This window comes from Actinoplanes sp. NPDC051633, assembly GCF_040681735.1.
Taxonomy (GTDB): domain Bacteria; phylum Actinomycetota; class Actinomycetes; order Mycobacteriales; family Micromonosporaceae; genus Actinoplanes.
The window spans coordinates 1-11,802 of sequence record NZ_JBFAZH010000111.1; the positions used below are offsets into that span (position 1 = coordinate 1).

The following is an 11,802-nucleotide window of genomic DNA, read 5'->3' on the forward strand; positions in this document are numbered from 1 at the left end:
GGGACGGTCCGGCGTGCGGACCTGGCTGCTCGGCATCGCGCGGCGGACCTGCGCCGATCACCTGCGCTCGGTGGTGCGCCGGCGGCGGCTGTCGCTGCGCCTGGAGGCGCAGGCCTGGACCGCGACGCCCGAGCCTGAGCCGGGCCAGCGGCTGGGCGCGGCCGATCTGCTGGGGCGGCTGGGTGAGGAGCGGCGTACGGCGTTCGTGCTGACCCAGGTGCTCGGGTTGTCGTATGCGGAGGCGGCCGAGATCGAGGACGTTCCGGTGGGGACGATCCGGTCCCGCGTGGCCCGCGCCCGCGACGAGCTGGCCGAGGCAGTTTCCAAGGCACAGGCGAGCTGACCGGGCGCGTCCAGTCGTCGTTCAGCCGATCCGCAGCGAACCCCCAGCAGATTGCGGGAACCTCGGGTCGGTGGACCGCGACTAAAGGGGCGTGACGGTGGAGACGGCCTGGTCCTGGATCTCGACGGCGGCGCGCCTGGGGCTCGCCGCGGTGTGGATCATCGCCGGCGGGCTCAAGGTGACCGATCTGGCCGCCTCGGGCCGCGCCGTGAACGCGTACCAGTTGATGCCCTACTCGGCGGCTCAGGTCGTCGGCGCGATCCAGCCGTTCCTGGAGATCGCGCTCGGCCTCCTGCTGCTGATCGGCCTGGCCGTGCGGCTCAGCGCGGGCATCTCGGCGGTGCTGCTGGTCATCTTCATGGCCGGGATCGTGTCGGCCTGGGCGCGTGGCCTGCAGATCGACTGCGGTTGCTTCAGCAAGGGCGGTGCGCTGGGCGCCGGGCAGACACCGGAGTACGGGTGGGAGCTGGCGCGCGACGCCGGCTTCCTGGTGCTGGCGGGGGTTCTGCTGTGGCGTCCGCGCACCCGGATCTCGATGGACGGGCTTCTGATGGGAGTTGCGCGATGAGCAAAGGCACCAAGGAGCGCGCCGCCGCCAAGCGGATCGTCGAGCAGCAGAAGGCGCAGGCGAGACGCCGGTCCATCACGCTGTGGACCTCCGTGGCCGTGGTCGCGGTGCTGGTCCTCGCCGGCCTGATCGGCTACGGCTTCTACGCCAGCCACCGGGACGACACGGCCGGAGCGGTGACCCCGGCGAGCGCGGTGGACGACGGCACGGCGTTCGCGGCGGGCGACGGCCCGGTGACGGTCGACGTGTACGAGGACTTCATGTGCCCGATCTGCAACGAGTTCGAGAAGTCGTCGGGCGCCACGCTAACCCAGCTGATCGCGGACAAGAAGGTGACCGTCCGCTACCACCCGATCGCGATCCTGGACGACAAGTCGAACGGCACGCGTTACTCGACGCGGGCGGCCGGCGCGGCGGCCGCGGCGGCGGCCGAGGGCAAGTTCACCGAGTATCACAAGGTGCTCTTCGACAACCAGCCGAGCGAGGGCAGCAACGGGCTGGACAACGCGAAGCTGGTCGAGCTGGGCAAGACCGTCGGGCTGGCCGGCGGCACGTTCACCGATGCGGTGAACAGCGGAAGATATGACTCGTGGGTGACCAAGGTGACCGAGACGGCCTCCGCCAAGGGTGTGACCGGGACGCCGACCGTGCTGGTCAACGGCAAGCGGCTGACCAACCCGACGCCGGCCGAGCTCACCGAAGCCGTCGGGTGAGGCGTGCCCTCCTGATTCTGGCGGTCGCGGCGGGTGCGTTGGTGCCAGCCGCTCCCGCGTCCGCCCACGGTGGTGACACCCCCGCTTCAACGTCGTTCCGCACGCGGGTCGGCGGCGTCACGCCCGCGACGCCGGGGCTGTCCGTCGCCGCGATCGAGGCCGGCGCACGGCTCGAGCTGACCAACGACACCGGGCGGACGGTCGAGGTGCTCGGGTATTCGGAGGAGCCCTATCTCGAGGTGCGGCCGGACGGCACGTACGAGAACGTGCGGTCGCCGGCCGCGTACCTCAACCGCACCCTGGCCGGGGACACCCCGGTGCCGGCGGATGCCGACGCGACCGCGCCACCGCAGTGGCGGCGGGTCTCGGGCGACCGGACCGTGCGCTGGCACGATCAGCGCACGCACTGGATGGGTGACGGCCTGCCGCCGGCCGCTGCGGCCGATCCCGGCGGCACGCACCGGATCCGTGACTGGGTGGTACCGCTGCGGCAGGAGGCGACCACCTTGGAGGTACGCGGGACGCTCGACTACCTGCCCCCGCCGCGGGCCTGGCTGTGGTGGGCCGGCGTGCTGCTGACCGGTCTGCTGGCGTTCCGCTTCCCCTGGCTGGGCGGCGTCGCGGGCGTGGCCCTCATCGCCACGGGCGTGCTGCAGACCATCGAGTCGGCGGCGCCGGTGGTCATGTTCGCCGCGGGCCTGTTCGGCATCGTCACCGTCGCCGTCCGGCAGTCGCCCTTCGTCGTCACGCTCGGCGGCATCGTGCTGGCGATCTTCGGCGGCCTGGTCGACGTGAGCGTCTTCGGCGCGGCGGTGGTGCCGGTGGCCGGGCCGTACTGGATCGCCCGCGCCGCCGTGATGCTCGCCATCGGGGCCGGTCTGGGCATGGCCGCCGCCGGAACGGTGCGGCTCAGAAAAGTGGATAGGGTCGTCGCATGACCGCATCCCGCCTGGCGGCAGGCGACGCCGCGCCCGACTTCACGCTGCCGACCGACAACGGCGACAGCCTCTCGCTCAAGGATCTCCGGGGACACAAGGTGGTGCTGTACGCGTACCCCGCCGCGATGACGCCCGGCTGCACCACCCAGGCCTGTGACTTCCGCGACTCGCTGGGGTCGCTGCAGGCCGCCGGGTACGAGGTGGTCGGCATCTCCCCCGACGCCCCGGCCAAGCTGGCGAAATTCCGCGAGCGCGACGCCATCACGTTCCCGCTGGTCAGCGACCAGGACAAGAGCGTGCTGACGGCGTACGGCGCGTTCGGCGAGAAGCAGATGTACGGCAAGACGGTCACCGGCGTGATCCGCTCCACCTTCGTGATCGACGAGGACGGCAAGATCGACAAGGCGCTCTACAACGTCAAGGCGACCGGTCATGTCGCCAAGCTGAGGCGTGATCTCGGAATCGACTGAAGTTCTCCGGGCGGCGTGCCGATAAGTGGGTAAGCCCCGCCACGACCGCCCGGAGAGCATTCATGCCGAGTCCGCTACGCAACCTGCCCGTCGCGCAGAAGCTGTTCGTCAGCTTCGGTGTCCTGTGCGCCCTGATGGTGGCCATCGGCGTCACCGGGCTCGCCGAGGTCGAGCGCGCGGACCAGCGGCTCGAGCACGTCTACCGCACCAACCTGCGGGCCACCGGGCTGATCGGCGAGGTCCGGGCCGACGTGCAGCAGGCCCGTGCGCTCACCGCCACGCTGATCCTGCACTCCCCCGCCGCCGACGTGGGCAACATCGAGCAGTCCGTGCGCCAGCTCGACGCGGCGATCGACGCCGCGTGGCGTGACTACGTCGCGGACGGCTCAGCGGCCGGTAACAGCACAGCTCGGAGGTCGTTCGTCGCCGCGCTGACCGGGTTCCGCGAGACGCGTGACACGGCGCTGGTCCCGGCCGCCCGGGCCGGCGATCTGGACCGCTACCTGGCCGCGCAGAACGGGCAGGTCGATCCGTACGCGGAGGCGATGACCGGCGCGCTGAACAACCTGGCCCGTGCCGAGGACACCGCCGCCGAGCAGCAGATGGCCGCCGCGCGAGCCACCGCGGGCCGCGCGCGCATCACCGTGGGCGTGCTGATCGGCGGCGCGCTGCTGATCGCGGTCGTGCTCGCGCTGATGGTCGGCCGGGCGCTCACCCGGCCGCTGCGGCGCACCGTCGAGGTGCTGGAGGGCCTGGCCGACGGCCGCCTCGACCAGCGGCTGGAGGTGGCCGGCCGGGACGAGGTGGGCCGCATGGCGGGCGCGTTGAACGCCGCGCTCGACCGGCTCACCGGCATGCTCCGCGGCATCAGCGACAACGTCGACACGCTCTCCTCCTCGTCCGCCGAGCTGACCGGCGTGGCCGGGCGGATGAGCTCGTCGGCGGCCCGGTCGGCCGCGCGGGCCGGCGCCGTCTCCGAGGCGTCGGTGCTGATCAGCCGGAACATCGCGACCGTCGCCGGCGGCGCGGACGAGATCGGCAGCTCGATCGGCGAGATCGCCCGCAGCACGGCGAGCGCGGCCGAGGTGGCCGGCACGGCGGTGCGGATCTCCGGCGAGGCCGGCGACATCCTGCGCAAGCTCGGCGAGTCGTCCGCGGAGATCGTCTCGGTCATCAAGACGATCACGTCGATCGCCGGGCAGACGAACCTGCTGGCGCTGAATGCCACCATCGAGGCGGCCCGGGCCGGGGCGGCCGGCAAGGGCTTCGCGGTGGTCGCCGGCGAGGTCAAGGAGCTTGCCGGGGAGACCGCGCGGGCCACCGAGGACATCCGTGCCCGGGTCGGTGCGATCCAGGCCGACTCGGCCGCGGCGGTCACCGCGATCGCCGAGATCGGCGCGGTGATCGACCAGATCAACGCGACGCAGACCGCGATCGCCGCGGCGGTGGAGGAGCAGACCGCGACCACCGGCGAGATGGGCCGCAACGTCGGCCACGTCGCCGCCGGGACCGATGAGATCACCGCCAACGTGGCCGAGGTGGCCGAGGCCGCGGAGGAGACCACCGGCGCGGCTTCGCACACCGCCGCGGCGGCCGCCGATCTGGCCGAGGTGGCCGGCCGGTTGCGCACGAGTTTGGCGATGTTCCGCTACTGAGCGCATCGCCGCCGACCCACGGCGGTCGTCCTGCGGCCTGATCCGCGAGGCGGCCGCCGTGGCCTGCTGTTTTCCGGGTCCGGGAAGTGTTTAGACTCGGCAGCGCCGGCGGGAGTGGCGGAATGGCAGACGCGAAGGTCTTAGGAGCCTTTGTCCGTGAGGGCGTGGGGGTTCGAGTCCCCCCTTCCGCACCGAGATGCACGAGAGCCAGAAATACAAAGCAAGGTCCGATGGCCGCCAGACCGCGGCGGCCCGGGCGAGCACGATCGAGGCATGACCACTTACCAGATCCACGCGCTGCCCGGCCCGCTGCTCGACGAGGTCCGCCGGTCCGGACGAGACACCTCGGGCAACCCGGTCGCGCACGTCGAGGCTTCGGGTGGCGAGCCGGTGCGGTGCTGCCTGCGCGACGCGGCCGCCGGTGAGCGGCTGATCCTGTTCGGTTACGAGCCGGTGCTGCCGGCCGCGAGCCCGTACCGCGAGATCGGTGCGGTCTTCGCCCACGCCGAGGCGTGCGACGGCCCGGCGTCCTCCGCCGGCTACCCCGCCGACTGGTACGGCCGCCCGCAGGTGCTGCGCGCCTACGACGAGCGCGGCTGGATCCACCCGTCCACCCGCACCCACGACGGCGCCGACCCGGAGGGCCAGATCAAGGCCATCCTGGACCATCCCGAGGTGGTCGAGATCCACAGCCGCAACATCGCGTACGGCTGCTTCATGTTCGCGGTCACACGCTGACGGACAGGCGGACCGTGACGACGTCGCCCAGCTCGATCTCCTCGGCCCGGCGGATCTTGTCCTTCAGCGGCACGATGTAGCCGCCGTTCTTCGGCCACAGCGAGGTCGTCCAGTCCGTCCCGCCGATCCGGGCCGCGACCGGGATCATCCCCCAGCCGTAGCTGACCTCACCCGATGCGGACTCCAGCGCCGCGCTCTGCTCGTCCGGCACGGTCACGAAGTGGAACGGCGCCGGCCCGCGCCAGTACCACACCTCACCGCTGAACTCGAGCTCCATGCGATCACCCTAGAATGCGCGGGTGCCACGAACCCAGGGTGACGCCCAACCACCCGAAACGTCGGTCTCGACCGATCACTTCACCAACATGTACCTGGCCAAGGACGACCCGTGGGACGTCGCAACCAAGTGGCATGACCAGCGCAAGTACGCGGTGACCATGGCGAGCCTGCGGCGCCCGCGGTACCGCTCGGGTTACGAGCCGGGTTGCTCGATCGGCCTGCTGACGATCATGCTCGCCACCCGCTGCGACCAGCTCCTGGCCGTCGACAGCGTCCACTCCGCCGTGGCGCAGACCCAGGAGCAGATCAAGGACCTCCCCGGGGTACGCGCTGAGCCGGCGACGCTGCCCGCCGATCTGCCGGACGCCACGTTCGACCTGATCGTCGTGGGCGACCTGCTCTACTACCTGAGCGCCGCCGACCTGGAGGCGACCCTCAACGGGCTGGTATCCCGGCTGGAGACCGACGGCGACCTGGTCGCGGTGCACTTCCGCGACCGTGAGAACAGCGGCAACTACGACGGCTTCAACGTCCACCTGGCGCTGGCCGCCCGCCCCGAGCTGGTCCGGCTGGTGCACCACGAGGACGAGTGGTTCGTCCTGGACATCTTCCGCCGCGCCGCCTAGATCGAGTGTGGGCTCGACTGTGGATGGACGACGCGGATCTCGCTAGGACAGGGACGCGACCGTGCGGCGGACGTCGCGCCAGGCGATCAGCGCCGTGCGCCATCGCGGTGAGACGACCGGCTCGCCGCGGCGGCGGGCGCGCAGCTGGGCGCGCAGCCACTCCGGAGCGGCGGACTCCTCGATCGCCGCGGACTTGGTGAGCAGCGACCCGTGCGCGAGCGTGTGCCGTCCGCGGGCCATCGACGTGAGGCTCAGGTCGGCCATGGCCGGGTCGCGCCACAGCCGCGGCCGGCGGGCCGCCCAGCTCCAGTAGTCGGCCAGCTCGGCCCGGGCGGCCGCGCGCAGGTCGTCGTCGGACATCGGCGGGAAGAGCTCGAGCGGCGGGCGGCCGAAGACCGCGTACCCGTGCCGCACCAGCTCGGCACGCGTCACGCCGGAGAGGATGCGCTGCACGAACAGCCCGTGTGTCCACGTCGGATGCTTGACCTCGACGTCGAGGCGGGTGCGCTCGTCGACGTAGACGCAGCCCAGCTTGAGCCCCTCGTCAAACGTGCCGTGGATCTCCGCGACCGCCGCCGGGTCGACCGGGCCGGTGACGATCGCGACCAGATCGAGGTCGCTGACGCCGGGGATGTGGTCGCCGGTCGCCAGTGAACCGGCGACGAGCAGATCGCTGACCGGGCCGAGCGACCGCAGCCGTCTTCCGAACTCCTCGACTGTCAGCGTCGTCACTCGGCCATTCTCCCGGACGCGCCGGTGGCGATGATGGTGGCATGTCGTTGTCGTTCGAGCTGGATCCGCCGTTGACCGACGACCTGCGGGAGCGGGTGCTGAAGCTCTGGGTGGACGTGACCAACACCGGTGGGGCGGTCGGGTTCGTGCCGCCGGTGACCGCCGCGGACGTGCGGCCGACCGCCGAGCGCTCACTCGACGCCGTGCAGGCCGGCACCGATCGCCTGCTGGCCGGATTCGACGACGGGGAGCTGGTCGCGCTGCTCTTCGTGGCCGACAACGGGCATTTCCTCAAGCAGCACTGGCGGACTCTCAAACGGGTGATGGTCACCCCTGGGAGCCAGGGCCGCGGGTACGGGTCGGCGCTGATGCTCCAGGCGGAGGCGGTGGCCCGGAAGATGGACCTCGACGCTCTTCAGGTCACCGTACGCAGCGGGAGTGGGACCGAGGACTTCTACGCCCGGTTCGGCTATCGCGAGGTGGGCCGGGTGCCGTCCGCGTTGCGGGTCGGGCCGGGCGACGACCGCGACGAGATAGTCATGTGGCGGGAGCTTCGCTGACCCTATATTCGAGGGGTGCTGTCGGAGGACCAGTGGAAGTCGCGCCACAGCGACCTGCGCGCCCGGGCGGAGGCGCTGGACGAGCGGGAACGCCTGCTCGACGAGTGGCAGGAGCGGCTCGGCACGCTCGATGCGGCCCTCGCCGGGCGCGCCGCGCGGCTGGCCGAGATCGAGCGGGAGCTGATCGGCCGCGAGACCAAGGCTGAGGAGCGCGACCACGAGGCTGACCAGCGGGACCGGGCGGCGGACCAGCGGGATGCCCGGGCCGACGCGCGGGAGCGGGCCGCCACCGCGCGGGAGCGTGAGCTGGACGCCCGGGAGGCCGGCGACCTCTCCGCGCGGGTCGATCCGTCCGAGCGCATCGGTGAGGCGCTGGCGCGCGAGATCTCCCGAGTGGACCGCAGCGACGCGTTCCTGGAGCGGTCACGCGCGGCGGTGCGGCGGGCGCAGGAGCGGCTGGAGGCCCTGCGCGGGTCCCAGCAGGCGCAGGACGGTCAGCCCCACACCTGATCCGGCGGCGAGGCCGTCAGGTCCCGCAGGACTTGGCGGTGAGCGCGGGCGCAGCCGGCGGAGCAATCGGCGGCGGCGCGGCACTGGTGGCGGTCACCGACTCCAGCACCGGCGCGGGTTTCGAGACCGACGGCGACGGCGCCGGCGACTTCTTCGCGGCCGGCTTCTTCTTGGCGATCGGCTTCTTCTTCGGGGCCGCCTGGCTGGTCGTGACGCCGCCGGCCTTCTGGGTCACGCCGGGCTTCATCTTGATGCCGGACAGCGTGCTCGTCTTCCCGTACACATCGGTGATCTTGATGGTGAACGGACCGGACCCCGCGCCGCCGTCGATGATCCAGTAGTTGTAGTCGGCGCGCTGGGCGGATCTGAAGGCGCCGCCGCGGTTGGACACCTTGACCGTGGTCAGCGGGTTGGCGTGGTTGTCGATCAGGGCGGCGAACCAGTACTGCGACGCGCCCTCCTTGATCAGCACCGACATCGGGCCCGGCACTCGCGGTGACCGCACCTTCTTGAACGTGATCGGCACCCGCCCGTCGACCTCGTTCGCGATCTTCTTGAACGCGGTGCGGCTCAGGTCGAGGTGGTTGTCGGCGCACTCCGGACACGAGTCGATCACCTTGACCCGCACCTTCCCCTTCGGACCGGTGACGTCGTAGTAGCTCCCGCACGGCGCGGCGTCGTCGTAGACGCCATGGCCCAGAGCGACGAACAGGTCGTCGGCGGGTGGCTTCGGGAACGAGCAGTGGCCGGTGCCCTTCAGGTCGAAGAACGTGGCCTTGGCGGCGGCCGCGGCGCATGCCGGGTCACCTTGGCGAAGGAGGATCGCGACACCCAGGACGGCGGCCAGGATCACGGCGCCGCCGGTAGTGAGCCATCGGGCGGAGAACAGGCGGTGTGCGGTCACGCCGACCGATCCTTCGGGGCGCGTACGCCGGGAGCAATGAACTTAAGACGGACCTAAGACGCGGGAGTGACCCGATCACCCACCCGGATGGTTCCGGTGGCGTCCGGGATGAGGTTCATGCCGAAGATCAGCCCGTCCGGCAGGTTCCGGTACTTGCCCAGGATGCGCAGTGGCTGGCGGCCCTTGACGCCGGTCTCCTGGTCGATGGTGGTGACCAGGCAGCGGGCGCACGGCTTGGCGGCGCGGAACGACACGCCGCCGAGGTGCACGACGTGTCCGCGCCAGTCGTCCTCGGCCCACGGCTCGGCATCGCGAACCACCACATTGGGCCGGAACCGGGTCATCGGCACCGGTTCCTCGCCCTCCTGGACCAGCCAGTCGTTCAGCGTCGAGAGCGACGCCTCGGTCGTGACCAGCAGCGGGTAACCGTCGGCCATGCTCACCCGGTCACCCTCCTGCGAGTTGTTGACCACCGGGCGCCCGGCCGGGTCCTCCTGCCAGAGCAGCCGCGCGGGCCGGCCGAGGAAGGTGGCGAACCAGCCGTCGTCCGCGGCGATCCTGGCCGGCGCGGGTGGCTTGTTGGAGAAGACGCGGACGAACTCCTTCGGCCCGTCGACCGGCTCGGCCACGTGCAGATCGGGCATGGTGGCGGTCCGGACGACCAGACCGCCCTCGACGGGCGTCACATCGAGCTGGCTGAGCAGCGGAGTCTCACGCTGGGTGATGCCGACCCCGGCGGCGTCGACGACGATCCAGCGGCGATCACCGGCGAGACCTTGGCGTTCGACGAGGGCTTCGTCGTGGTCGTTGCGGTGCGACCCCTTGATCGGGTACGTGTGCAGCGAGGAGATCCGCATCAGCCCAGCCTCTCATGCCCTCGGCGGGCCGGTGGTTCCCCGCACCACCAGGTGGGGCGGCACGACGACGGCCCGCTGCGCGACCGGTGCACCGTCGATGCGGTCGATCGCCCGCTGCACAGCCAGCCTGCTCATGACCGCGGTGTCCTGGGCGATCGTGGTCAGGTCGACGTGGGCCAGGCGGGCGAGGTGACTGTCGTCGTAGCCGACCACGCTGACGTCCCCAGGCACCTTGTCACCCCGGCGGGCCAGCACGTCCAGCACGCCCGTCGCGCACCGGTCGTTGAAGACGGTCACGGCGGTCGTGTCGCCACCGATCTCGCGGGCGGCGATCGCGCCGTCCTCCTCGGTGAGGCCGCCCGGGATGATCCGGATGTGCCGGCCGATGCCCTGGGCGTTCATCGCCGCGCGATAGCCACGGCGTCGTTCCGCGGCGCCCGGCGCCCGGCCGCCGTCGATGTGCACGATCCGCCGATGACCGAGGACGGCGAGGTGGTCGACGGCCTGGTGCAGGCCCTCGGCGTCCGCCGTCCGGATCACGTCCACGCTCTCGTCCCGGACGCCCCGGGCCAGGACGACCACCGGCAGGCGGGCGGCCAGCCGGGCCAGGCCCGCGGCCGGCGTCTGCGGGCCGAGCATGATCAGCGCCTCACAGCGGTCCTGCAGGAGACCGGCCGTCGCCTCGGCTTCGTCACGGCCGGGGGTCACGGCGCTGAGCGCCAGCTCGTAGCCGGTCTCGCGGGCGGCCGAGTAGAGGGCGGTGACCAGGTCGGCGTGGAAGGCGTGCTGGATGCCGAACACCACCCCCAGCAGGCGGCTGCGCCCGCTGCGCAGCAGCCGTGCCCGGCTGTCCGGGTGATAGCCGAGCGCGCCGGCCGCGTCGAGCACTCGCCTGCGGGTCTCGGCACTCGCGCCGGGCTCGCCCCGCATCACCAGGGACACCAGCGATTTCGACACACCGGCGTGGGCCGCGACATCGGCGAGGGTCGGCCTGTTCTCCATCGCACCACGATAACTGGAACGTTCCATTGACTCCGCCCGCCGCATGCCGCACGCTCTTCTTATGGAACGTTCCAGGGAACTCGGGATCGCGTTGATCGGCTCGGGCCGGATGGGCTCCTTCCACGGCGGGACGGTGAGCCGCCGCCTGCCGGACGCGAGGCTGGTCGCGGTCGCCGACCCCGCGCCGGGTGCGGCCGACACGCTCGCCACCGCCCTGGGGGCCGACCGCGCCTACACGGACGCGGCACAGGCGTGGGCCGACCCGGAGATCGACGCCGTGGTCATCGCCGCCCCTGCACGGTTCCACTCCGGCCTGGTCGTCGCGGCTGCCGAGGCCGGCAAGGCCGTGTTCTGCGAGAAGCCGATGGCACTCACTCTCGCCGACGCCGATCGCGCCATCGACGCCGCTCGCGCGGCCGGCGTGGTCCTGCAGGTCGGGTTCAACCGCCGGTTCGCGCCGGACTGGCAGGCGGCCCGTGCGCTACTGGACAGCGGGCGGATCGGCCCGCCGCGGCTGCTGCGGTCGGTGACCCGCGACCCGGGCGGCTTCGACCCGTCGCGCGTGGCGGCCGGCACCATCTTCAACGAGACGCTGATCCACGACTTCGACACGCTGCGCTTCCTCAACCCGGGCGCCGAGGCCGTCGAGGTGCACGCGATCGCCGACGCGCTGGTCGAGCCGGCTTGGCGCGACCGGGGCCTCCTCGACACGGCGCTGGTCACGGTGCGGTTCGACAACGGCGCGATCGGAACGGCCGAGGCGTGCTTCGAGGCCGCGTACGGATACGACGTGCGCGGCGAGGTGTTCGGTCCCGGCGGGATGGCGACGATGGGCGACGGCCGGCGCACCACCATGTCCTTCTCCGACGCCGGTGGTCGCAGCACCGAGACGGTGCGGGGCGATCAG

The 11,802-nt window shown here is 71.8% G+C and carries 16 protein-coding genes and 1 tRNA gene; 12 read left to right on the forward strand and 5 right to left on the reverse strand.

Annotated elements, in window-relative coordinates:
- The 8 genes from AB0M20_RS09490 to AB0M20_RS09525 all read left to right on the forward strand — a co-directional run.
- On the forward strand, nt 1-343 hold a 343-nt coding region (locus tag AB0M20_RS09490; protein ID WP_364296250.1), incomplete at its 5' end, for a sigma factor-like helix-turn-helix DNA-binding protein.
- A 97-nt stretch (nt 344-440) separates the two neighbouring features.
- On the forward strand, nt 441-911 hold the full coding sequence (locus AB0M20_RS09495; protein ID WP_364296252.1) for a MauE/DoxX family redox-associated membrane protein: 471 nt from the start codon (nt 441-443) through the stop codon (nt 909-911).
- Nucleotides 908-1,624 carry a thioredoxin domain-containing protein gene (locus tag AB0M20_RS09500; protein ID WP_364296254.1) on the forward strand — a complete coding sequence of 239 codons (717 nt, stop codon included), beginning with the start codon at nt 908-910 and terminating at the stop codon, nt 1,622-1,624. Before AB0M20_RS09495 ends, AB0M20_RS09500 begins: the two co-directional genes overlap by 4 nt.
- Nucleotides 1,625-1,665: 41 nt before the next feature.
- Nucleotides 1,666-2,562 carry a hypothetical protein gene (locus AB0M20_RS09505; protein ID WP_364296256.1) on the forward strand — a complete coding sequence of 299 codons (897 nt, stop codon included), beginning with the start codon at nt 1,666-1,668 and terminating at the stop codon, nt 2,560-2,562.
- The gene (bcp, locus tag AB0M20_RS09510; protein WP_364296258.1) at nt 2,559-3,032 is read left to right on the forward strand and encodes a thioredoxin-dependent thiol peroxidase; all 474 of its coding nucleotides are present in this window, start codon (nt 2,559-2,561) and stop codon (nt 3,030-3,032) included. The genes AB0M20_RS09505 and bcp overlap by 4 nt, the downstream gene beginning before the upstream one ends.
- A 62-nt stretch (nt 3,033-3,094) precedes the next feature.
- Complete coding sequence (locus tag AB0M20_RS09515; protein WP_364296260.1) at nt 3,095-4,687, forward strand: methyl-accepting chemotaxis protein; 1,593 nt, start codon at nt 3,095-3,097, stop codon at nt 4,685-4,687.
- 108 nt (nt 4,688-4,795) lie between these two features.
- A tRNA-Leu gene (locus AB0M20_RS09520) sits at nt 4,796-4,878 on the forward strand.
- Between the two features lie 82 nt (nt 4,879-4,960).
- Nucleotides 4,961-5,425, forward strand: coding sequence for a DUF1203 domain-containing protein (locus AB0M20_RS09525; RefSeq protein WP_364296262.1), 465 nt, complete (start codon nt 4,961-4,963; stop codon nt 5,423-5,425).
- On the opposite strand, the gene AB0M20_RS09530 is transcribed toward AB0M20_RS09525, so the two are convergent.
- Nucleotides 5,415-5,702, reverse strand: a complete 288-nt coding sequence (locus tag AB0M20_RS09530) for a DUF1905 domain-containing protein (RefSeq protein WP_364296264.1) — start codon at nt 5,700-5,702, stop codon at nt 5,415-5,417. The genes AB0M20_RS09525 and AB0M20_RS09530 overlap by 11 nt on opposite strands.
- 22 nt (nt 5,703-5,724) lie before the next feature.
- Between AB0M20_RS09530 and AB0M20_RS09535 the strand changes: the two genes are divergently transcribed.
- On the forward strand, nt 5,725-6,330 hold the full coding sequence (locus tag AB0M20_RS09535) for an SAM-dependent methyltransferase (RefSeq protein ID WP_364296266.1): 606 nt from the start codon (nt 5,725-5,727) through the stop codon (nt 6,328-6,330).
- Between the two features lie 42 nt (nt 6,331-6,372).
- Here AB0M20_RS09535 and AB0M20_RS09540 read toward each other — a convergent pair whose 3' ends face one another.
- On the reverse strand, nt 6,373-7,062 hold the full coding sequence (locus tag AB0M20_RS09540; protein WP_364296268.1) for a nucleotidyltransferase domain-containing protein: 690 nt from the start codon (nt 7,060-7,062) through the stop codon (nt 6,373-6,375).
- A gap of 41 nt (nt 7,063-7,103) precedes the next feature.
- On the opposite strand from AB0M20_RS09540, the gene AB0M20_RS09545 reads away from it, so the two are divergent.
- Together AB0M20_RS09545 and AB0M20_RS09550 are read left to right on the forward strand one after the other, a co-directional pair.
- Complete coding sequence (locus AB0M20_RS09545; RefSeq protein WP_364296270.1) at nt 7,104-7,622, forward strand: GNAT family N-acetyltransferase; 519 nt, start codon at nt 7,104-7,106, stop codon at nt 7,620-7,622.
- 15 nt (nt 7,623-7,637) lie between these two features.
- Complete coding sequence (locus AB0M20_RS09550; RefSeq protein WP_364296272.1) at nt 7,638-8,132, forward strand: hypothetical protein; 495 nt, start codon at nt 7,638-7,640, stop codon at nt 8,130-8,132.
- A 16-nt stretch (nt 8,133-8,148) separates the two neighbouring features.
- Here AB0M20_RS09550 and AB0M20_RS09555 read toward each other — a convergent pair whose 3' ends face one another.
- From AB0M20_RS09555 to AB0M20_RS09565, 3 genes are read right to left on the reverse strand one after another with little or no spacing between them, the layout of a single operon-like run.
- Nucleotides 8,149-9,036, reverse strand: coding sequence for an expansin EXLX1 family cellulose-binding protein (locus tag AB0M20_RS09555; RefSeq protein WP_364296274.1), 888 nt, complete (start codon nt 9,034-9,036; stop codon nt 8,149-8,151).
- 53 nt (nt 9,037-9,089) lie between these two features.
- The gene (locus AB0M20_RS09560; RefSeq protein ID WP_364296276.1) at nt 9,090-9,893 is read right to left on the reverse strand and encodes an MOSC N-terminal beta barrel domain-containing protein; all 804 of its coding nucleotides are present in this window, start codon (nt 9,891-9,893) and stop codon (nt 9,090-9,092) included.
- Between the two features lie 12 nt (nt 9,894-9,905).
- Complete coding sequence (locus AB0M20_RS09565; protein ID WP_364296278.1) at nt 9,906-10,895, reverse strand: LacI family DNA-binding transcriptional regulator; 990 nt, start codon at nt 10,893-10,895, stop codon at nt 9,906-9,908.
- Nucleotides 10,896-10,956: 61 nt separating this feature from the next.
- On the opposite strand from AB0M20_RS09565, the gene AB0M20_RS09570 reads away from it, so the two are divergent.
- Nucleotides 10,957-11,802 (forward strand): Gfo/Idh/MocA family oxidoreductase (locus AB0M20_RS09570; protein ID WP_364296280.1); only part of this gene is annotated, 846 nt, incomplete at its 3' end.

Excerpts from the sequence above, each read along its gene's own strand:
- AB0M20_RS09500 (WP_364296254.1), top strand. The coding sequence starts at position 908 with ATGAGCAAAGGCACCAAGGAGCGCGCCGCCGCCAAGCGGATCGTCGAG.
- bcp (WP_364296258.1), top strand. The coding sequence starts at position 2,559 with ATGACCGCATCCCGCCTGGCGGCAGGCGACGCCGCGCCCGACTTCACG.
- AB0M20_RS09515 (WP_364296260.1), top strand. The coding sequence starts at position 3,095 with ATGCCGAGTCCGCTACGCAACCTGCCCGTCGCGCAGAAGCTGTTCGTC.
- AB0M20_RS09525 (WP_364296262.1), top strand. The coding sequence starts at position 4,961 with ATGACCACTTACCAGATCCACGCGCTGCCCGGCCCGCTGCTCGACGAG.
- AB0M20_RS09530 (WP_364296264.1), bottom strand. The coding sequence starts at position 5,702 with ATGGAGCTCGAGTTCAGCGGTGAGGTGTGGTACTGGCGCGGGCCGGCG.
- AB0M20_RS09545 (WP_364296270.1), top strand. The coding sequence starts at position 7,104 with ATGTCGTTGTCGTTCGAGCTGGATCCGCCGTTGACCGACGACCTGCGG.
- AB0M20_RS09560 (WP_364296276.1), bottom strand. The coding sequence starts at position 9,893 with ATGCGGATCTCCTCGCTGCACACGTACCCGATCAAGGGGTCGCACCGC.
- AB0M20_RS09565 (WP_364296278.1), bottom strand. The coding sequence starts at position 10,895 with ATGGAGAACAGGCCGACCCTCGCCGATGTCGCGGCCCACGCCGGTGTG.